Raw genomic sequence first — 19,388 nt, 5'->3', positions numbered from 1 at the left:
AGGCCAATTGTGCCGCAGGTCCCGGCCGCCCCCGCCGCCACTACCCCGCCGCCACTACCCCGCCGCCGAGCCGCCGCTGACCCGCGGCCGTTACACGGCCTCGCCGGTCGTCGCGGTCACCAGGGACAGCGGCAGGTCGCCCACCCGGCGTACGACGTGGTCACCGTCGCGCGAGCCGCCCCGGTAGACCGATCCCGCGACCCGGCTCGCGGTGTTGGACGCGACGACCCGCCCCTCGGCGTTGACCAGGAACGCCGGGCCGGGGATCTCCCGCAGCGCCGGAAGCACCGCGGCCTCGAACCGCCGCACGAACACGTCGGCCGCGGCCACCCCGGCGAAGCTCCCCCCGGCCAGCACGGGCACCGACAGCGTGAGGCTGTACTCGTCGGTGCACAGGTAGTCGACGTACGGGCCGCAGATCGTGCGCTCCGCGCCGGAGGACGGGCCGGCGTACCAGTCCCAGTGGGTGTAGTCGTAGAAGGCGCTGCTCGCCGGGTCCATGTCCCGCAGCAGCTGCACGGGGTCGCCGGAGGGGTTCTCCTGCCACCATTCGAGGTACCAGGGCGCGTCGGCCAGCAGGCCGGGCGCGGCGATGAAGCCGATCCCCGCGATCAGCGCCGGAAGATGGGCCGGCAGATGGGCGGGCAGATGGACGGGCAGATGGACGGGCAGCGCGCCGCCGCGCAGCCGGGCCCACAGCAGCGGGCGCAGCGCCGCGAGGTCGGCCACGACCGGGCGGCGCGTGCCGCCCGCGGGCAGGACGCAGGCGACGGCGGCGTCGCGGACCTCGCGCAGCGCCTCGAAGACGCCCTCGGCCGCCTCGCGCACCCGCGCCACCGCCGCGGCGGCGTGGTCCTGCCCGGCCTGCACAAGTGACGCCGGTGTGCTCATGCTTCTTACTCCCGCAGCCGCAACCGAAGCTCGATGAGGTGTCGTGTCGCGTCGAGCACGTGCCGCTCGGCGACGGCCCTGGCCTGCTCGCCGTCGCCGCGCTCGACGGCCCCGGCGATGGCGCGATGCTGTGCCGCCGTCTCATCGTGCCCGCTCAGGCCCTCGCGCGGAAGCCAGAGCAACGGTCCGATGTCAGCCTGTAACCGGATCTCCTCCTGAGTGAGGCGGGCCGACTGCGAGGCCGCCGCCACCTCGATGTGGAACCGGCCGTCGAGCCTGCGCAGCCGGGCGCACGCCTCCGCGGACCCGGCCGTCTCCGGCGCGGCAGCGACGGCGTCCATCTCGTCCAGGGTGCGCCACAGGGGCGCGACGTCCGAGGGCAGCGAGCGCTCGGCGGCGAGCCTGGCCGCCGTCCCGGCGATGGCCGCGTAGTGGTCGCCGAAGTCGCGCAGCTCGTCGGCCGCGAACGCGCGCAGCCGAGCCAGGGGGTCGAGCCCGGCGGGCAGGCGTACGAAGCTGCCGCCGCCGCGGCCGCGCCGCGTCTCGACCATCCCCTGCTGGCGCAGCGCCATGAGCGCCTCCCGCAGGGTCACGGTGGAGACGCCGAGCCTGCCGGCGAGCTCCGCCTCGCTGGGCAGCTGCTCGCCGTCGGCGAGCAGGCCGACCGCGATCGCGTCGGCGAGCCGCCGGACCACGACGTCCACCCGCGCGGTGCTGTCCACGGGTGAGAAGACGGCCAGGCGAGCCATGTTCACGGTCGCACTCCTGTTCGCCCACGCCGTCCGCGAAAGGGGACTCCCGCGAAAGTTGACAACAGTGATGCCGGATCGGGTCTTTACGTGAAACATTTAACTCCATATGTTTCAGTTCATGCCAGACCAAGCAGTCAGTCTCCGTGGCCTGCGCAAGAGCTTCGGGCCGGTCGAGGCGGTCGCCGGGATCGACCTCGACGTCGCCGACGGGGAGTTCTTCGCGATGCTCGGGCCGTCCGGCTCGGGGAAGACCACCGTGCTGCGCATGATCGCGGGGTTCGAGTCGCCCACCGCAGGGACGGTCGAGCTGGGCGGGCGTGACGTCACGCGGCTCGCGCCGTTCGAGCGGGATGTGAACACGGTCTTCCAGGACTACGCGCTGTTCCCCCACATGAGCGTGCTGGACAACGTCGAGTACGGCCTGCGGGTGAAGAAGGTGCCCAGGGCGGAGCGGCGCGAGCGGGCGCTCGCCGCGCTGCGCTCGGTGCGGCTGGAGGGCTTCGAGAAGCGGCGCCCGGCCCAGCTGTCCGGCGGCCAGCGCCAGCGGGTCGCGCTGGCCCGCGCGCTGGTCAACCGGCCGCGCGTGCTCCTGCTCGACGAGCCGCTCGGCGCCCTCGACCTCAAGCTCCGCGAGGAGATGCAGGTCGAGCTGAAGGCGATCCAGCGGGAGGTCGGCATCACGTTCCTGTTCGTGACCCACGACCAGGAGGAGGCGCTGACGATGAGCGACCGGATCGCGGTGTTCAACCAGGGCGGGATCGAGCAGGTCGGCACCCCCGCCGAGGTGTACGAGCGCCCGGCCACCGCCTTCGTCGCCTCCTTCGTCGGCACCTCCAACCTCATCTCCGGCGAGGCCGCGCGGGCCGTGCTGGGCAGGGAGGGGACCTTCAGCGTCCGGCCCGAGAAGCTGCGCGTCGTGCTCGGCGACGAGCCGCCGGGACCGGACGAGCACGAGGCCGCCGGTGTGATCCGCGAGGTCGTGTACGCCGGTCCGGCGACCCGGTTCGTCGTGGACCTCGACGCGGGCGGGCGCCTGATCGCCCTCCAGCAGAACCTGCAGGCGTCGTCCATGGACGTGACGGGCCTGCGCGGCGCCCGCGTCCGCCTCGTGTGGAACCGCCGGCACGAGTTCCCCATCGACGCCCCCGCCGAGCCGGTCACCGCCGGCTGACTCCGCCACCGCGCACACAGCACCACTCACAGCAAGGAGAACCACGATGCGGTCCCCCCGTCCGCGTTTCGCCAGGCCTTCTCTCGTCGTCACCGCCGCGCTGGCGCTCGCCGCCGTCGCGGGCTGCGGCGGCGGGTCGTCCACCACTGGCGGCGGCCCGGCCGCGGCCCCCGGCGGCGGCGCCTTCACCCCGCCGAAGATCGAGGCCCTGAAGTCCCTCGGCCCCGGCGAGGGACAGGTCAACCTCGTCGCCTGGGCCGGGTACGCGGAGGACGGCTCCAACGACCCCAAGGTCGACTGGGTCCACCCGTTCGAGAAGGCCACGGGCTGCACGGTCAACACCAAGACGGCCGGCACCTCCGACGAGATGGTCAACCTGATGAAGACCGGCGAGTACGACGCCGTGTCGGCCTCGGGCGACGCCTCGCTGCGCCTGATCGCCTCGGGCACGGTCGCGCCGGTCAACACCGACCTCGTGCCGAACTACGCGGACGTGTTCGACGGGCTGAAGCTCAAGCCGTGGAACTCGGTCAACGGGGTCGCGTACGGCATCCCGCACGGCCGCGGCGCGAACCTGCTCATGTGGCGCACGGACACCGTGAAGCCGGCCCCCGACTCCTGGGGCGTCGTGTTCGACCCCGCCTCGCCGTACAAGGGCAAGGTGACGGCGTACGACTCGCCCATCTACATCGCCGACGCCGCGCTCTACCTGATGTCGGCCAAGCCGGAGCTGGGGATCAAGGACCCGTACGCGCTGGACGACAAGCAGCTCCAGGCCGCGGTCGACCTGCTCAAGCAGCAGAAGCAGAACATCGGCGAGTACTGGTCCGACTACACCAAGGCGGTGCAGTCGTTCAAGTCCGGCGACACGGTCGTGGGCACGACCTGGCAGGTGATCGCCAACCTGGTGGAGGCCGACAAGGCGCCGGTGGAGACGACGCTGCCGAAGGAGGGCTCCACCGGCTGGTCGGACACCTGGATGGTCGCCGCGAAGGCCAAGCACCCCAACTGCGCCTACAAGTGGCTCGACTGGATCATCTCCCCCAAGGCCAACGCGCAGGTGGCCGAGTGGTTCGGCGAGGCGCCGTCCAACGCCAAGGCGTGCGAGCAGACCTCCGACAAGTCGTTCTGCGACACCTACCACGCGACCGACGAGGAGTACTTCTCCAAGGTCCACTACTGGACCACGCCGATCACGCAGTGCCTCGACGGGCGCACCGACGTCAAGTGCACCGACTACTCCGAGTGGACCCGGGCCTGGACCGAGATCAAGGGCTGAGCGCTCCCCAGCGGGGACGGCCGCCCGGCCGTCCCCCTCGGCCGCACGGAGACAAGCCGCACGGAGAGAAGACGATGACGACCATCACCACGACGGCCGCCTCCCCCGGGATGCGGAGGCGGGCCGCCTCGTTCCTGCACCGGCACGCCGGGGTGCGGCTGTCGCTGCTGCTGTCGGCGCCCCTGGCCTGGCTGGGGCTGGCCTACCTGGGCGCGCTCGCGGCCCTTCTCGTCACCGCGTTCTGGTCGACCGACGTGTTCACCGGCGACGTGGTCAAGGTGTTCACCTGGGCCAACTTCACCGACCTGGTCACCGGCGAGGTCTACCGCACGGTCGCCCTGCGCTCGATCGGCGTGGCCGCGGCGGTCACGCTGATCGACCTGGTGGTGGCCTTCCCCATGGCGTTCGCGATGGCCAAGCTGGCCTCGCCGCGGGCCCAGCGCTGGCTGGTGATCGCCGTGCTCACCCCGCTGTGGGCGTCCTACCTGGTCAAGGCGTACGCGTGGCGGGTGATGCTGTCCTCGGACGGCGTGCTCGGCTGGGGCTACGGCCTGACCGCCACCGTGGTGACCTTGTCGTACCTGTGGCTGCCGTACATGATCCTGCCGATCTACGCGGGCCTCGAACGGCTGCCGGACTCGCTGCTCGACGCCGCCGGCGACCTCGGCGCGCGCGGGTGGCGGACCTTCCGCACGGTGGTCTGGCCGCTGACCTTCCCCGCCGCCGTGGCGGGGTCGATCTTCACGTTCTCGCTCTCGCTGGGCGACTACATCACCGTGAAGATCGTCGGCGGCAAGACCCAGCTCATCGGCAACGTGGTCTACGACAACATCGGCGCGGCCAACAACCTGCCCTTCGCCGCCGCCGTCGCCACCGTCCCCGTCGTGATCATGCTGGTCTACCTCGCGGCCGTACGCCGCACCGGAGCGCTGGAGAACCTGTGAGACAGCGAAGCGAACGAACCGGCAAGCACAGCGATCTGGTCCACCGGCCGGCGAAGGAGGCCCGGTGAATCTCTCTCGTACGTCCCGGACGCTGCTGCGGGCGGCGCTGGTGATCGGCCTGGCCGTCGTCTACGTGCCGCTGGCCGTGGTGCTGCTCAACTCGTTCAACTCCGACCGGACCTTCTCCTGGCCGCCCGCCGGGTTCACACTGCGCTGGTGGGGCGCCGCCTGGGACTCGGCCGGTCTGCGCGACGCGCTGTGGACCTCGGTCCAGGCGGGTCTCGGCGCGACCGCGATCGCGCTCGTGCTCGGCACGATGGCCGCCTTCGCGGTGCAGCGCTACCGGTTCTTCGGCCGGGAGACGGTCTCGCTCGTGATCGTGCTGCCCATCGCGCTGCCCGGCATCGTGACCGGCATCGCGCTGAGCAACACCTTCCACACGGTGCTGGGCCTCCCCCTCGGGCTGCTGACCGTGATCGTCGGCCACGCGACGTTCTGCGTGGTCACCGTCTACAACAACGTGCTGGCCCGGCTGCGCCGCATGGGCCTGAACCTGGAGGAGGCGTCGGCCGACCTCGGGGCGGACACGTTCACCACGTTCCGTCTGGTGACGTTTCCGATGATGCGCTCGGCGCTGCTCGCGGGCGGGCTGCTCGCCTTCGCGCTGTCGTTCGACGAGATCATCGTCACGACGTTCACCGCCGGGGCCGGCGTCCGCACGCTGCCGATCTGGATCTTCGAGAACCTGTTCCGGCCCAACCAGGCGCCGGTGGTCAACGTGGTCGCCGCCGCGTTGATCCTGCTGTCGGTGATCCCGATCTACCTGGCCCAGCGCCTGTCCGGCGGAGACCCGCAGACCCACTGAACGCGCGGGAGACGGCAGATCTGTGCGCCCACCGCTGTCCTCTGCCGCAGAGCGGGGAAGAGCGCGGGGAAGTCCTCCGGCGTCATCCCGGCACCACCGCCACCGAGGCGATCTCTACCAGCAGGTCCTCGCGGGCCAGCCCGGCCACCACGCACAACGAGTTGATCGGATAGTCCCCCTCGGGGAACCACTCGGCGAAGACCTCGCCGATGCCGCGGCGCACGCCGGGAAGCGCCTCCCGGCTCGCGACCATCGTGAACAGCGAGACCAGCCCCTCCGCCGGGGTGCCTCCGGCGTCCTCGACGACCGCGGCGATGTTGCGCAACGCCTGGACGGCCTGCCCGTACGCGTCCGGGGCGACCGTTCCGTCGGGGGCGTTGCCGACCTGCCCCGCGATGTGCAGGACGGCACCCTCCGGTGAGACACGCGCCGCATGGCTGTACGCACCGAGGGGCGGGGCGATCCTGTCCGTGCTACCCCGCTCGACCAGCACCGGCTTCCCCACGACGTCCTCCATGTCCCGCTCGCTTCCGCTCATACGGCCGCCCTGGCGGCGATCTCCTTCATGACAGTCTCGGCGCAGATCAGCCGTCCGCGCCCGTCAGGGAGCGCAGGCAGGGGCGCAGCAGTTCGGCGATCTGCTCGGGAGGCGCGTCGCGCAGCTCTTCGAGCTTCAGCAGGTGCCGTCCGAGGACCACGCCGATGAGCACCGCGCTGATCAGCGCGGCCCGTACGCCGGCGTCGGCGGCGGGGATGGCCTCGGCGAGCTGCGCCCGGTATCGGGCCGCTCCCTCGGAGGCGGCCTCGGAGGCTCCCGGATGGGTGAGCATCGAGCGCAGGACGGCCAGCGACTCGACCGGCTCGTCGGCCATCGAGGCGGCGAGCCGGTCGAGCATCTCTTCGACGACCTGCTCCGGCTCGCCTCCGAGAGGCCCGGACGGCCGGGCCCTGGCGACGCTCAGGAAGAGCTCCTCCTTGGAGCCGAAGTAGTGCATGACGAGCCCGGGGTTCACCCCGGCGGCCGCGGCGACGGCCCGGATCGTCGTGTCCGCGTATCCCGACTCGGCGAACAGGCGACCCGCCGCCGCGAGGATCCGCGCCTCGGTCCTGCGGCGTCGCTCCGCCCGCGTCAGGCGGGCTCCGGCCTCGGTCACCGATCGATTCTACGGCGTGATTGATCCCTTTCCGCATTTCGTTGTACGGTCGTTTAGTAAACACGCGTTCAACGAACGGAGTGCCCGATGGACCGGCCGGCCCCACGAGACGTGCTCGCCCGCAGACGCTCCCTGATCCTCGGCGGCGACCTGGACGGCTTCGCCGATCTGTTCGCCCCCGACGGGGTGATCGAGCTGCCGTTCGCCCCGCCGGGGATGCCCGCGCGCGTCGAGGGCCGCGAGGCCATCCGCGCCTTCTCCTCGGGCCAGGCGACCGCGGCGATGCGGATCGAGGACATGTGGACCACGAGCGTCTACGAGACGACGGATCCGGAGGTGCTCGTCGTCGAACTCGAGACCAGGGCCGTGGTGACGGCGACGGGCGCCCCCTACCAGGCCCGCTCCGTGCAGGTGTTCCGCATCCGCGACGGACAGATCCTCCTCCTGCGCGACTACTGGAACCCGCTCGGCCTCTCCGACGCCTTACGGGCCTGATCAAGGCCGGAAGACGTCGGCCGCGGTGATCGGCGGAACGTCAGCGCGCGGTGGTGGCGGTGGTCCAGGACGCGTAGAGGTCGGCGTACACGCCGGGCTGCTCGACCAGGACGGCGTGCGGGCCGCGCTGGACGATCCGGCCGTGCTCGAACACCAGCACCTCGTCGGCCGCCTGGGCGGTGGACAGGCGGTGGGCGATCGAGATGGCCGTACGACCGCGGGTGACGCCGTCGAGGGCGCGGGCGAGGCGCACCTCGGTGGCCGGGTCCACGGCGGAGGTGGCCTCGTCGAGCAGCAGCAGGTCGGGGTCGGCGAGGTAGGCACGGGCGAGCGCGACGAGCTGCCGCTCTCCGGCCGACAGGGACTCGCCCCGCTGGCCGACCGGGGTGTCCAGGCCGGCGGGCAGGCCGTCGAGCCAGTCGGCCAGGCCGAGCTCGGTCAGCGCCCGGGCGATCTCCTCCCGGGTCGCCGAGGGCCGTCCGAAGCGGATGTTGTCCTCAAGCGTCGAGTCGAACAGGAACCCGTCCTGCGGGACCATGACAATCCGCTCCCTGAGCGAGGAGAAGCTGACCGTGCGCAGGTCGGTCCCGTCCACGAGGATCCGGCCGGAGGTCGGGTCCATGAGCCGGGTGAGCAGCTTGGCGAAGGTCGTCTTGCCCGAGCCGGTCTCCCCCACCACCGCGACCCGCGTACGCGGCGGGATCTCGACCGACACGTCGTGGAGGACGGGCGGCCCGCCGGGGTAGGCGAAGCCCACGCCGTCGAAGCGGACCGAGATCGGCCCGCGCGGCAGCACCGCGCCGTTCTCCGGGTCGGCCACATCGGCCGGGGTGTCGAGCACGCCCAGGATGCGGCGCCATCCGGCGATCGCGTTCTGCGCCTCGTTCAGCACCTCGGTCGCGGTCTGCAGCGGGCTGATGAACAGCGTGATCAGGAACAGGAACGCGATGAGCCGCCCCGCCGTGATCGAGTCGGCGACGCCCAGCCAGACCCCGGCCACCACCACCAGCGCGACCGTGATCGAGGCGATCAGCTCGGTGGCCGGGAACGTGAACCCGACGATCTTCTGGGCTCGGGTCTGCGCCGCCCGCATCCCGTCAACCGCCGTGTCGATCCGCTCGGCCGTGCGGTCCTCCGAGCCGTACGCCCGGATCACCGCGCTGCCGACGACCGACTCGCTGACGGCGGCGAGGACGTCGCCCGCGCGCTCGCGCACCCGGGTGTACGCCCCGGCCACCAGGCGCTGGAACCGGGGCAGGGCCAGCACCAGCGGCAGGAAGCAGGCCCACACGATCAGCGTGAGCTGCCAGGAGTAGACGGCCATGAGCACGGTCGCCACCACCAGCTGGCCGGCGGACACGATGACCATCAGCCCGCCCCACTGCATGAACGTGCTGATCTGGTCGACGTCGCCGGTCACGCGGGAGACCAGGCCGCCGCGCCGCTCGGTGTTCTGCGTCAGCACCGACAGGTCGTGCACGTGGCGGAAGCCCTTGCCGCGCAGGGTCGCCAGGCCCGACTCGGTGGAACGGTAGAGCCGGATGTTCATGAGGTAGCCGCACAGCGCGGTCAGCACGACGGCGAGCGCGCACAGGACCACCGCGTTCCGGATGAACGGCAGGTCGGGCACGCCCGAGCGCAGGCCGCGGTCGATCACCTGTTGCACGGCGATCGGCACGACGACCTTGCCCAGGGTGGCCAGCACGGCCAGCACGAGCGTCCCGGCGAGCCCGCGGCGGAACTCCGGCGACAGCCGCAGGCCCTGCCTGAGCGTCTCCAGGGCGCCCCGGTCGGCCGACCGCAGGGACGAGGTCTCTCCTGTGGCCGTGCCGGTCGCGGGGTCGGTCACGGCGGTCACCGCGTCACACTCCTCGTCAAGGGCTTCGGGCCGTGCGTCATGCGACGACCTCCTCATCGGTGTCTTCGCGGATGTCGAGCGCGGCCCGCTCGGCCTCCTCGCGCTCGTAGGCGGTGACGAGGTCGCGGTAGCCCGCGCAGCGGACCAGCAGCTCCTCGTGCGTGCCGTGGTCGGCGACCACGCCCTGCTCCAGGTAGACGACCTCGTCGGCCAGCGCGATCGTCGCCATCCGGTAGGCGACCACGATCACCGTGGCCTCGGCGGCGCCGTCGCGCAGGCCGTACAGGATGCGCTTTTCGACCTGCGGGTCGACGCTGGAGGTGGCGTCGTCGAGGATGAGCAGCCGGGGGTCGCGCACGAGCGCGCGGGCCAGCGCGAGGCGCTGGCGCTGACCGCCCGACAGCGTGGCCCCGCGCTCGCCGATCCGCGTGTCCAGGCCGGACGGCAGCGCGCTGACGAAGCCGTCGGCCTGCGCGAGCCGCAGCGCGGCCCAGACCCGCTCGTCGGGCATCTGCCCGCCGAGCGCGATGTTGCCGCGCACGGTGTCGTCGAACAGGAACGTCTGCTGCGGGACGAGCGCCACCGAGGCGCTCACCTCGCCCTTGGCCACCTCGCGCAGGTCGACGCCGTCGACGCGGACGACGCCCTCGCCGGGGTCGATCAGGCGCGCGAGCAGCTGGGTGAGCGTCGACTTGCCCGCCCCGGTCGGTCCGACGACCGCGATCGTACGGCCCGGCGCGACGGCGAAGCGCACGTCCCTCAGCACCGGGCTCCCCGGCACATAGGCGTAGGAGACGCCCTCGGCCTCCACCCGGGCCGGGCCGGAGGCGTCCAGGCGGGCGGTGCCGTACTCCATGGAGCCGGTGGCGTCGAGGACGTCCCTGACCCGCGTCCAGCCGACGACGCTGCGCGGCAGCTCGGCCAGCACCCAGCCGAGCGCCCGTACGGGGAAGGCGAGAAGGGTGAACAGGTAGGCGACCTGGATCAGGTCACCGGCCGCGACGCCGCCGGACTCCAGCCGCAGCGACCCGACGAGCAGCACGGCGAGCACGCCCAGCGTGGGCAGCGCCTCGAGCATGGGGTCGAACAGTCCGCGGACGCGGCCGACCGCGACGTTCGCGTCCCGCAGTGCGTCGGCCTTCGTCTGGAACCGCGCGGTCTCCGCGTCCTCCCTGCCGAGGGTCTTGACGACGAGCGCGCCGTCGAAGCTCTCGTGCGCGACCTCGCTCACCTCGGCCCGCAACTGCTGGGCACGCATCGCGAGCGGTGAAAGCCTGCGCTGGTAGACCAGGTTGAGCACGGCCACGGCCGGGAAGATCAGGAAGCCGACGACGGCGAGGACCGGGTCGACCAGCACGATCGCCACGGCGGCCGTCACCAGCATCACGACCACACCCACCGCCATCGGCAGCGGGGCGAGCGGCCCCCAGGCCGCCTCGACGTCGGAGTTGGCGTTGGACAGCAGTTGCCCGGTCGGGTGACGGTGGTGCCAGGCGAGGGGCAGCCGCAGGTACTGCCGGGTGACGGCGCGGCGGGAGTGGGCCTGCATGCGGTACTGGTGGATCCCGGCCATGATGCGCCGGCCCATGATCCCCGCGGCCTTGAGCACCGCCACGCCCACGATCAGCAGGGCCGCCGCGACCAGCGCGCCGGTGCTCGCCGCGCCGTCCCTGAACGCGGGCAGCACCGCGTTGTCGGTCGCCCAGCCGAGCGCCCAGGACGAGGCGACGGTCATCGCGCCGTAGAGGGCGCTGGCGAGGACCGCGCCGGTGAAGATCCTCGGCTCGGTTCTGATCGCCACGCCGATGACCTTGAGACCCTGGAGCATGACTGAGCTGCCGGGCCGCGTGGGGGACTCCTTCGTCGGCACGCGGTGCGTTCCTTCCGATCGGGGGACCTGCCGGGGCCGCTCCCTGCGAGCGCCCCGGAGGGGGACGTTACTCACTCGGGGACGCCACCGGATCGGTCACCGGACCGACGCCGCCCAAGCCCTTGGTCCTAGTCGTGTCTCGCGGATCGCTGCGAGGGGCAGCATCTGCTCGACAGTCCTAGTTACTCCCTATCATCCTGATCAATCTGTTTATTCCTCGGTGATGCGCGGCCGCAGGTCCGGACGGGACGACGGACGCATAGGCTGATCACGTGACACACGCCCAGACGGAGCGCGCGGCGCTCTGCGACCTGCTCGACCGCCTCGGTCCTGAGGCGCCCACGCTGTGCGAGGGGTGGGCGACCGGGGACCTCACGGCCCACCTCGTCCTGCGCGAGCGCCGGCTCGACGCCGCGCCCGGCATCGCGCTGCCGTTCCTGGCGGGTTACACCGCCGCCGTGCAGGACCGCATCAAGCGGAGCCATCCCTATCCCGAGCTGGTCGGGCTCGTCCGTCACGGCCCGCCGCGCTGGACGCCGTACGGGCTGGTCCCCCGCCTGGACGAGATCGTCAACACGGTGGAGCTTTTCGTCCACCACGAGGACGTGCGCCGGGCGCAGGCCGGCTGGGAGCCTCGTGTCATCCCGCGGGACCTGCAGGAGGCGTTCTGGAACCGGCTGCGCGGCGGCGCCCGGCTCTTCCTGCGCAAGGCTCCGGTGGGCGTCGTGCTCCGCCGTCCCGACGGGGCCAAGGCCGCCGGGCGGATGGCGGAGCCCGCGGTGGTGGTCACCGGCGAACCGTCGGAGCTGCTGCTGTTCGCGTTCGGACGGCAGGCGCACGCCCGGGTGACGTACGACGGGGACGCCGCGGCGGTCGCCCGGCTCCAAGAGGCCCGATTGGGGCCATGAGAACGAAGTCGCGGGAGTTGTCCGGAATCCTCCACGTAAACGTCGTGCAATGGGGCAGCATGAGACCAGAGCACGATGTGTGGGAGCGTTTGGGAGCCCGGATGAACCTCAAAAAGGTCCTGACCTACCTGGCCATCGCGTTCGTGATCTTTTATTTGTTCACGCAGCCCGCGAACGCCGCCGGCGCGGTCAGGAACGTCTTCGGGGGCATCAGCACGGGAGCCGAACGCCTGTCCGCGTTCTTCACCTCGCTCTTCTCGGGCTGAGCCCCTCTCTTTTCGGGTTGAGCCCCGTTCTTATCGGGCTGTGCCCTGCCCTTTCCAGGCCGGACCGCGCTCGTTCCGGGCCGCGCCGCGTTCTTTCCGGGCCTGGCCGGCGGCGTCCCGGCAGGCCCGCGAGGGCTCCTGGACGCGGCGCGAGGAGGCCGTCGATCCCGCCGTCTCACGATGAGGGCGGAACGGCCTCATGTCCTCTCGGCTAGTTATGATCAACACTGCCGCCGGGTACAAACAACCGGGATACCGATTGCAGGAGGCCCCCCGATGAAGGTGAAGAAGGTTCTTACGTACGCGGCCATCGCGTTCGTGGTCTTCTACCTCTACAGCCAGCCGCACGCGGCGGCAGGCGCCGTGCGAGGCGTGTTCGACACGGTCAACACCGGAGCCAGCCGACTGGCGACCTTCTTCACCTCGGTCCTGAGTTGAGGCCGCGGACCGCCCGCCCCCGCTCCCCCTCAGGCAACCCCGACCCCGACCACAGGCAGCGACGAACGACAACAGAACCGTAGTAACAGCCAGAGCCGCGAGGCTCTCCGCGCAGGGTCGGCAGAGCACAGGGCCGGCAGGGCATTCGCCTTGCTCCGCCGGCCTCTCCTTTCGCATCCCCTCATGACCGGCGAGCAGCTCACCCCGAGGTCGGCACCTCTGCCCCCACATCTCGCTCTCACACCCGCCCCGGCTCCTACGAGTCCCGGTGAACTGAAGCGGCCGAGGCGAGCCCGCCGCGACGTGCTACCCGCGTCGGTGCTCCGTGAGCTCGTACTCCACGAACGCCCCGATCATCGCCCGCCAGACGGCCTCGGCGACCTCCGGGGACAGCCCCTCGCGCTCCGCGCGCTCCCGCGCCGCGGTCACGACCCGCTCCACCCGGTCGGGAGCCCGTACGGCCTGCTCGTCCGTCTTGAAAGCGGCTGCGGCGCGCACGAGACGCTGCCGCTCGGCCAGCAGCGTCGTCAGACGGGCGTCGAGCTCGTCGATCCGGCGCCGGACGTCGTCGAGCGAGGTGGGGCCGGACACATGTTCCTCCGGATGGCGAGACGATGATCACCGGCAACTCTAGGGCCGGTGCGGGAGAGCCCGTACATCCGCCCCCGGGGTTCGAGCCCACACCTCGTGCCCTCGCCTCACGCGTGCTCGGAACTGATCGGTTCCACCCGGCCGGCCGCGTCGACCGGGCCCCGGAAGAGCCGGTAGCCGAACGCGACGTACCAGGCGTAGTGCCAGACGAAGTCCGCGCGTTCGAGCAGGCCGCCGACGTGCAGCGCGTGCAGCGGCGAGCGGGGCATGAGAAGGGCGTACTCGGCCGCCACCAGGGCGAGGGCGACCACGGCGGCGGCGAGGGAGTAGCCGCCCCAGCGGCGCCACCGGGCGTCGCGCCGGAGCGCGACTCCGATGACGGCGAAGGCGACCAGTGTGCTGATCGCGCCGAGCGAGGCGCCGGCGGTGTGCAGCGCGGTGGTCGCGGGAGCGTCGGTGAACACCCCCGCGGTGGCGACGCCGAGCCCGTCCAGCACGATGCACACGGCGGCGAACCGGCGGACGCCGCGGCCCAGGACCGGCCGCAGCAGCGTCGCGAAGACGACGGCGAAGACGACGAGCCCGGCTCCCATCGCCACCGCGACCGCGTCGACGAGCCGGCCGCCGGCGCCGTTCCCGAGCGCGCTGATCGCCTGGTGCACCGGCGAGTAACCGGGCCTGAGCGCGCCCGCCACCGTGAACACGAGGACCGACAGGATCGGCCCGACGACACCGGTCAACGCCAGCCGGCGTAACGCGACGCGCTCGCCCCCGGGGACGCGGTCATCACTGTCATTGGGCATGCCCCCAGGGTCGGCGGCGGACGTCCGCCGCGCATCCGGCATGGGGCGGCGCCGGGACTACTCCCGTCGGCGTACCGCTAAGGACGGTGTACGGATCCTCAGGCGAGAGCAGCGCACTAAGCACTGACACGTTGCCGCCGTCACGAGTGTGGCGGCTTCAAGATGAACTGGCGGCAGCTAGCGGAGTGGACGCATGCCCGGGTCTCCCACAGCTGAGGTTGGTGGAGGGTAGGCGCGGCATGGTCGAGCGGATGGGAGATGCGCAGTTAGCGATGATGTGGCGCAGACGACGGTCGTGCCATCGATTGGTGTGACGAGAACGGCGGTCGCCAGTTCCCCTGGGGCCTCACGCGCACGGGGCCATGATGGCGCGGCGCTTGGCCCGTACCTGGTTCAGGCGGAGGACGAAGGCGGAGAAGCTGATCACCGCGATCGCCAGCGCGTAGATCACGGTGGCGGTCCTCAGCCCCAGAGTGGTGACGGCGATTCCGCCGAGTACGGCGGGCACGCTGTTGCCCAGATAGCTGATGATGTTGGCCAGAGCGAAGACCGCGCTGCGCTCGTGCGGCCTAGCGATCCGGGCGAAGGTGCCGAACGTCGCCAGCACCGACGCGCCGAAGCCGAGACCCGCGACGATGGTGCCGGCGGCGGCAAGCCAGGTGAGGTTCTCCGCCGTCCCGGCGAGCGAGATCAGGGTGCCGAGCCCGAGCATTGCGGACGCGGGGGTCAGCAGCGAGGATGCGGGACGGGTGCGGAGCAGGGCGACTGCGAGCGCTCCGGTGCCCGCCAGGAGCGCCACGACGACGCCGCCGATCAGATGGTTGTGCAGCCCCAGCAACTCCGCGGCAACGGATGGGCCGAGCGAGAGGTACATCCCGGCCAAGGCCCAGGTGGCGATCATCGCCGGCACCACCGGGACGATGTCCGCGCGCAGGTGCGCAGGCATCGCGACCCGCGGGCGAAGGGAGGCGACGGCTCCCGGCCGGCGGAGCGACGTCTCCGGAATGAGGGCGACGACCACCGCCGCCAGCACCATCGCGCCGAGCAGCAGCGCGTAGACCAGCCGGGTCGGTGCGGGGCCGAACTCCACCAGCACGCCGCTGCCGAGAGCGCCGAGAGCGAGCCCGGTCAGGGGGGCTACCGAGGTGATGACGCCTGCCCGCCCGCGGGCATGCGACGGCTCGAGATCGACGAGAGCGGCGCTCAGCGTGGTCGTCGCCGCCCCGGTCGCGATGCCCTGGAGCACCCGGGCGGCGGACAGGACGAGCACGTTCCCGGCGACCAGGAACAGGACGAGCGCGACCGCCTCCAGTGCGATCGCCGCGGCGAGTACCGGTCGGCGGCCGAGGTGGTCCGACAGTGCTCCGACGACGAGCAGCGAGCCCAGCAGGCCGAACACATACAGGGCGAAGACAACGGTCAGCACCCACGCGGTGAACTGCCATTGCTGCTGGTAGATCACGTAGATCGGGGACGGTGCGCTGGAAGCGGCCAGGAAGAGGACGAAGATGGCGGCCACGCAAGGAAAGGCGCCCTTCCACGGCACGCGATGCGGGCCACGGACGGGTGGTGCGGCGGTGTCGGAGGATTCAACAGACATGCAAGCCTCGCAGCGATCGTTGCGTTAGTGGCTTCAACGTACCACAAACGCAGTGATCGCTGCGATTATAAAGCAGTGATCAATGCAATAATGGTCACATGCCCGCTACGACCAACCCGTCCCGCACCGAGAGCCGGCCGGGCGGCCGCTCGGCCCAAGTCCGCGCGGCCGTCCACCAGGCGGTCAAGGAACTGCTCGCCGACGAGGCCAGCGAACTGACGATCCCGGTGATAGCCGCCCGCGCAGGTGTGCACGCCACCACGGTCTACCGCCGTTGGGGCTCCGTCGGCGACCTGCTCGCCGACGTCGCAACCAGCCGCTTCTCCGGCAACATCGTGATCCCGGACACCGGCAGCCTCCGCGGGGACCTGGAACGCTTTGCATCCGACCTGGCCAAGGACCTCAGTGACCCGGACACCCTTGTCCTGGTACGCGCCATCATCGGCACAGGCGGAGAAGGCGCCGGCGTGTGCCGCAGGGAGCGCCAGCAACAGCTCGAAGCCATACTCGAGCGGGAACAGGCCCGGGGCAATCAGACCCCGGCCGTCGAACGCGCCATAGACGCCCTGCTCGCCCCCCTCTACTACCGGGCCGTCTTCACCGACCAGCCCCCTTCTCCCGAATGGGCACGCAGCCTCGTGTCGCACCTGCTGCCGGACTGACAACACCCGCACCGGCCGATACCACCCGAGCCGCCAGTGACAAGAGCAACCCGGCGTGGAGTGCCGGGGTTCATGCTCATGCTTCCTCCATCGATTGAAAGGACTGTCCCGACGCGACAGGTCGTAGCTCCGGCAGGAATCGGTCGCCCTTAGGCGGGTGGTGACCGGGCGGTCTGCCCGGCGGCCCGCCGGCCATATCAAAGCGATCTTCGGCCGACGTGCCGCCGTGCCGCCGAGTGCCGGTCAGAACGTGACGACGGCCTTGAACCGCGCCTCGCCTGCGGCGGCCTTCTAGGCCGCCCGGCGGCGCACCCACCGCTGACGGCCGCTCGCCCGGACAGGTCGAGGGCCGTCCCTCTCACCACAGAAGGGATCCCGGTAAAAGACCACACAATCGCGTATGCCGATTTTCGCCCACTATCGCCCTATTTGCGGTGATTGGTATGGACGGTTGAGTGATGTCCGGCCGACCATTGAGGAGGGCGGACTCCGGAGCGCCGCATGATCCCTCGACGGACAGGAGACAGCTATGCGTGCCAAGCGTTTCCCGAGCCTGCTGGGCCTCGCGTTCCTCGCCGCCGTCGGCCTCGCTGCGGCCCAACCGGCCCACGACGCCTCCGCCGCCACGACCTGCTGGGGCGACAACGGGTGCGGCCAGGGCGGCTCCTTCCAGGGACAGTGGCAGTACCAGTCGATGGCGTCCTCCTCACTCGGCACCGGCCCGGACGCCTACCCCACGGCGATCGTCGACATCGACTGAGGATCCACCGGCCGAGGACCCACCGACCGGGGGCCGGATCCCGGCCCCCGGTGGGCGCTCAGCGGACCGGGTGACCGGCCGCGCGCAGCGTGTCCTTGACCTCGTGGATCTTGAGCTGGCCGAAGTGGAAGACCGAGGCGGCCAGCACCGCGTCCGCCCCGGCGTCCACCGCGGGCGGGAAGTCCTCCAGCCGCCCGGCGCCGCCGGAGGCGATCAGCGGGACGCTCACCGCCGCCCGAACGGCCCGCAGCATCTCCAGGTCGTATCCCGACTTGGTGCCGTCGCCGTCCATCGAGTTGAGCAGGATCTCGCCGACGCCGAGCTCCTCCCCGCGCCGGGCCCACTCCACCGCGTCGATGCCGGTCCCCCGGCGACCGCCGTGGGTGGTCACCTCGAACCCGGAGGGCGTGGGCGGCCCGTCGACCACGCGGCGCGCGTCCACCGACAGCACGATGCACTGCGACCCGAACCGGCGCGAGGTCTCGGTCAGCAGTTCCGGCCGGGCGATGGCGGCGGTGTTGATGCCGACCTTGTCGGCGCCCGCGCGCAACAGCCGGTCCACGTCGTCGGCCGACCGCACGCCTCCGCCTACCGTCAGCGGGATGAACACCTGCTCGGCCGTACGGCGCACCACGTCGAGCATGGTCTCGCGCTCGCCCGAGGAGGCGGTGATGTCGAGGAAGGTCAGCTCGTCGGCTCCCTCGGCGTCGTAACGCGCGGCCAGCTCGACCGGATCGCCGGCGTCCCTGAGGTTCTCGAAGTTGACCCCCTTGACGACCCGGCCCGCGTCGACGTCCAGGCAGGGGATCACCCGCACCGCTACGGTCATCGCTCAGCCCTCATCGTCGCCGGGTGCCACCGGCCGGTAGGCCTCGACCTCGACCTCGACCAGCATGCGCGCGTCGACCAGCCCGGCGACCTGCACGCTCGTGCACGCGGGCCGTACGTCGCCGAAGATCTCGCCGTGCGCCTTGCCCGCCGCGTCGAAGTCGTCGGCGTTCACCACGTACATGCGGGTGCGCACCACGTCGGCCCGGGTGGTGCCGGCCTTCTCCACGGCGTCCAGCGCGATGGAGAAGGCGGTGAGCGTCTGCTGGTAGGCGTCGCCCACGTGCTGGACCTCACCGCCCACGGTGGCGGTGCAGCCGGACACGAGCACGTGCGGCCCGGCGACGACCGCGCGGGCGTAGCCGTAACGGTCCTCCCACGGGCCGCCGGAGGAGATCCGCCCTTCGGGCATCTGCGTGCTCATGCCACCTCCTCGCCTTCGGCTCGGAGTCCGGTCGTGCCGGAGGCGCGCAATTCAGCACCTCGCCAGGCGCTGTGCTCTCTGATTCGCTCGCTGCGCTCGCTCATGCGCTCTTCACCGCCGCGAGCGCCTCTTCCAGCGTGAACGCCTGGGCGTACAGCGCCTTGCCCACGATGGCGCCCTCGACGCCGTCCGGCACGAGCGACGCGATCGCCCGCAGATCGTCGAGCGAGGACACCCCGCCGCTGGCGACGACCGGGCGGTCGGTCCGCGCGCAGACCTCGCGCAGCAGGTCGAGGTTGGGACCGCGCAGCGTGCCGTCCTTGGTGACGTCGGTGACGACGTAGCGCGGGCAGCCCTCCGACTCCAGCCGGTCGAGCACCTCCCACAGGTCGCCGCCCTCCTGGGTCCAGCCGCGGGCGGCCAGCGTGGTGCCGCGCACGTCGAGCCCCACCGCGATGCGGTCGCCGTGCTCGGCGATCGCCTTGGCGCACCACTCCGGGTTCTCCAGCGCGGCGGTGCCGATGTTGACCCGGCGGCAGCCGGTGCTCAGCGCGGCCTCGAGCGAGGCGTCGTCGCGGATCCCGCCGGACAGCTCCACGTGCACGTCGAGCGCGCCGACGACGGAGGCGAGCAGCTCCCGGTTGCTCCCCCGGCCGAACGCCGCGTCGAGGTCGACCAGGTGGACCCACTCCGCGCCGGCCTTCTGCCAGGCCAGAGCGGCGGCGAGCGGATCCCCGTACGAGGTCTCCGTCCCCGCCTCGCCCTGTACGAGGCGGACGGCTTGGCCGTCGGCGACGTCGACGGCTGGGAGCAATACGAGCGACATTTG

At 71.6% G+C, this 19,388-nt stretch carries 22 protein-coding genes; 10 read left to right on the top strand and 12 right to left on the bottom strand.

Features of this window, described 5'->3' with window-relative positions; genetic code table 11:
- Window positions 1-90: 90 nt before the first annotated feature.
- On the bottom strand, window positions 91-891 hold the full coding sequence (locus FLW16_RS01945; RefSeq protein WP_142556920.1) for a cache domain-containing protein: 801 nt from the start codon (window positions 889-891) through the stop codon (window positions 91-93).
- A 5-nt stretch (window positions 892-896) separates the two neighbouring features.
- A complete protein-coding gene (locus tag FLW16_RS01940; protein ID WP_142557318.1) occupies window positions 897-1,640 on the bottom strand; it encodes a FadR/GntR family transcriptional regulator in 744 nt (247 codons plus the stop codon).
- A 121-nt stretch (window positions 1,641-1,761) separates the two neighbouring features.
- Here FLW16_RS01940 and FLW16_RS01935 point away from each other — a divergent pair, with 121 nt between their 5' ends.
- The 4 genes from FLW16_RS01935 to FLW16_RS01920 all read left to right on the top strand — a co-directional run bounded on the left by FLW16_RS01935 (window position 1,762) and on the right by FLW16_RS01920 (window position 5,902).
- Window positions 1,762-2,814, top strand: a complete 1,053-nt coding sequence (locus tag FLW16_RS01935; protein ID WP_142556918.1) for an ABC transporter ATP-binding protein — start codon at window positions 1,762-1,764, stop codon at window positions 2,812-2,814.
- Between the two features lie 46 nt (window positions 2,815-2,860).
- Window positions 2,861-4,093 (top strand): ABC transporter substrate-binding protein, encoded by a 1,233-nt coding sequence (locus FLW16_RS01930; protein WP_081903772.1) that lies wholly within the window; start codon window positions 2,861-2,863, stop codon window positions 4,091-4,093.
- Window positions 4,094-4,167: 74 nt separating this feature from the next.
- The gene (locus FLW16_RS01925; protein ID WP_076432239.1) at window positions 4,168-5,037 is read left to right on the top strand and encodes an ABC transporter permease; all 870 of its coding nucleotides are present in this window, start codon (window positions 4,168-4,170) and stop codon (window positions 5,035-5,037) included.
- Window positions 5,038-5,101: 64 nt separating this feature from the next.
- Entirely contained in the window at window positions 5,102-5,902 is an 801-nt protein-coding gene (locus tag FLW16_RS01920; protein ID WP_030509955.1) for an ABC transporter permease, read from the top strand.
- Between the two features lie 82 nt (window positions 5,903-5,984).
- Here FLW16_RS01920 and FLW16_RS01915 read toward each other — a convergent pair whose 3' ends face one another.
- Together FLW16_RS01915 and FLW16_RS01910 are read right to left on the bottom strand one after the other, a co-directional pair.
- Window positions 5,985-6,440, bottom strand: a complete 456-nt coding sequence (locus FLW16_RS01915; protein WP_221890840.1) for a RidA family protein — start codon at window positions 6,438-6,440, stop codon at window positions 5,985-5,987.
- A gap of 46 nt (window positions 6,441-6,486) precedes the next feature.
- The gene (locus tag FLW16_RS01910) at window positions 6,487-7,056 is read right to left on the bottom strand and encodes a TetR/AcrR family transcriptional regulator (RefSeq protein WP_142556916.1); all 570 of its coding nucleotides are present in this window, start codon (window positions 7,054-7,056) and stop codon (window positions 6,487-6,489) included.
- Window positions 7,057-7,143: 87 nt separating this feature from the next.
- Between FLW16_RS01910 and FLW16_RS01905 the strand changes: the two genes are divergently transcribed.
- Window positions 7,144-7,551, top strand: a complete 408-nt coding sequence (locus tag FLW16_RS01905) for a nuclear transport factor 2 family protein (protein WP_142556914.1) — start codon at window positions 7,144-7,146, stop codon at window positions 7,549-7,551.
- 40 nt (window positions 7,552-7,591) lie between these two features.
- On the opposite strand, the gene FLW16_RS01900 is transcribed toward FLW16_RS01905, so the two are convergent.
- Together FLW16_RS01900 and FLW16_RS01895 are read right to left on the bottom strand one after the other, a co-directional pair.
- Window positions 7,592-9,466 carry an ABC transporter ATP-binding protein gene (locus tag FLW16_RS01900; protein WP_142556912.1) on the bottom strand — a complete coding sequence of 625 codons (1,875 nt, stop codon included), beginning with the start codon at window positions 9,464-9,466 and terminating at the stop codon, window positions 7,592-7,594.
- Window positions 9,447-11,237 carry an ABC transporter ATP-binding protein gene (locus FLW16_RS01895; protein ID WP_142557315.1) on the bottom strand — a complete coding sequence of 597 codons (1,791 nt, stop codon included), beginning with the start codon at window positions 11,235-11,237 and terminating at the stop codon, window positions 9,447-9,449. The genes FLW16_RS01900 and FLW16_RS01895 overlap by 20 nt, the downstream gene beginning before the upstream one ends.
- 314 nt (window positions 11,238-11,551) lie before the next feature.
- Between FLW16_RS01895 and FLW16_RS01890 the strand changes: the two genes are divergently transcribed.
- The 3 genes from FLW16_RS01890 to FLW16_RS43315 all read left to right on the top strand — a co-directional run bounded on the left by FLW16_RS01890 (window position 11,552) and on the right by FLW16_RS43315 (window position 12,891).
- The gene (locus FLW16_RS01890; protein ID WP_142556910.1) at window positions 11,552-12,187 is read left to right on the top strand and encodes a TIGR03085 family metal-binding protein; all 636 of its coding nucleotides are present in this window, start codon (window positions 11,552-11,554) and stop codon (window positions 12,185-12,187) included.
- 101 nt (window positions 12,188-12,288) lie between these two features.
- Window positions 12,289-12,453 carry a hypothetical protein gene (locus tag FLW16_RS43320; protein WP_185949196.1) on the top strand — a complete coding sequence of 55 codons (165 nt, stop codon included), beginning with the start codon at window positions 12,289-12,291 and terminating at the stop codon, window positions 12,451-12,453.
- Window positions 12,454-12,735: 282 nt separating this feature from the next.
- Window positions 12,736-12,891, top strand: a complete 156-nt coding sequence (locus tag FLW16_RS43315; protein ID WP_167538708.1) for a hypothetical protein — start codon at window positions 12,736-12,738, stop codon at window positions 12,889-12,891.
- Window positions 12,892-13,197: 306 nt separating this feature from the next.
- On the opposite strand, the gene FLW16_RS01885 is transcribed toward FLW16_RS43315, so the two are convergent.
- The 3 genes from FLW16_RS01885 to FLW16_RS01875 form a co-directional block, all read right to left on the bottom strand.
- The gene (locus FLW16_RS01885) at window positions 13,198-13,482 is read right to left on the bottom strand and encodes a chorismate mutase (RefSeq protein ID WP_142556909.1); all 285 of its coding nucleotides are present in this window, start codon (window positions 13,480-13,482) and stop codon (window positions 13,198-13,200) included.
- Between the two features lie 107 nt (window positions 13,483-13,589).
- A complete protein-coding gene (locus FLW16_RS01880) occupies window positions 13,590-14,285 on the bottom strand; it encodes a DUF998 domain-containing protein (RefSeq protein ID WP_185949195.1) in 696 nt (231 codons plus the stop codon).
- Between the two features lie 346 nt (window positions 14,286-14,631).
- Window positions 14,632-15,804, bottom strand: a complete 1,173-nt coding sequence (locus FLW16_RS01875) for an MFS transporter (RefSeq protein ID WP_221890839.1) — start codon at window positions 15,802-15,804, stop codon at window positions 14,632-14,634.
- A gap of 179 nt (window positions 15,805-15,983) precedes the next feature.
- Between FLW16_RS01875 and FLW16_RS01870 the strand changes: the two genes are divergently transcribed.
- Together FLW16_RS01870 and FLW16_RS01865 are read left to right on the top strand one after the other, a co-directional pair.
- On the top strand, window positions 15,984-16,547 hold the full coding sequence (locus tag FLW16_RS01870; protein WP_142556903.1) for a TetR-like C-terminal domain-containing protein: 564 nt from the start codon (window positions 15,984-15,986) through the stop codon (window positions 16,545-16,547).
- 529 nt (window positions 16,548-17,076) lie between these two features.
- On the top strand, window positions 17,077-17,307 hold the full coding sequence (locus FLW16_RS01865; protein WP_139574372.1) for a hypothetical protein: 231 nt from the start codon (window positions 17,077-17,079) through the stop codon (window positions 17,305-17,307).
- Between the two features lie 58 nt (window positions 17,308-17,365).
- Here the strand turns inward: FLW16_RS01865 and hisF are convergent, their stop codons facing one another.
- The 3 genes from hisF to priA all read right to left on the bottom strand — a co-directional run bounded on the left by hisF (window position 17,366) and on the right by priA (window position 19,385).
- The gene (gene hisF / locus FLW16_RS01860; RefSeq protein ID WP_139574373.1) at window positions 17,366-18,136 is read right to left on the bottom strand and encodes an imidazole glycerol phosphate synthase subunit HisF; all 771 of its coding nucleotides are present in this window, start codon (window positions 18,134-18,136) and stop codon (window positions 17,366-17,368) included.
- A 3-nt stretch (window positions 18,137-18,139) separates the two neighbouring features.
- Complete coding sequence (locus FLW16_RS01855; protein WP_142556901.1) at window positions 18,140-18,559, bottom strand: RidA family protein; 420 nt, start codon at window positions 18,557-18,559, stop codon at window positions 18,140-18,142.
- 100 nt (window positions 18,560-18,659) lie between these two features.
- On the bottom strand, window positions 18,660-19,385 hold the full coding sequence (gene priA, locus FLW16_RS01850; RefSeq protein WP_142556899.1) for a bifunctional 1-(5-phosphoribosyl)-5-((5-phosphoribosylamino)methylideneamino)imidazole-4-carboxamide isomerase/phosphoribosylanthranilate isomerase PriA: 726 nt from the start codon (window positions 19,383-19,385) through the stop codon (window positions 18,660-18,662).
- Window positions 19,386-19,388 lie beyond the last annotated feature (3 nt).

The sequence above is a fragment of the Microbispora sp. KK1-11 genome (genome assembly GCF_006874435.1).
GTDB classification, from domain to species: domain Bacteria; phylum Actinomycetota; class Actinomycetes; order Streptosporangiales; family Streptosporangiaceae; genus Microbispora; species Microbispora catharanthi.
Note: the sequence above shows the minus strand (reverse complement) of the source record. Positions and strands in the feature narration are given on the sequence as shown.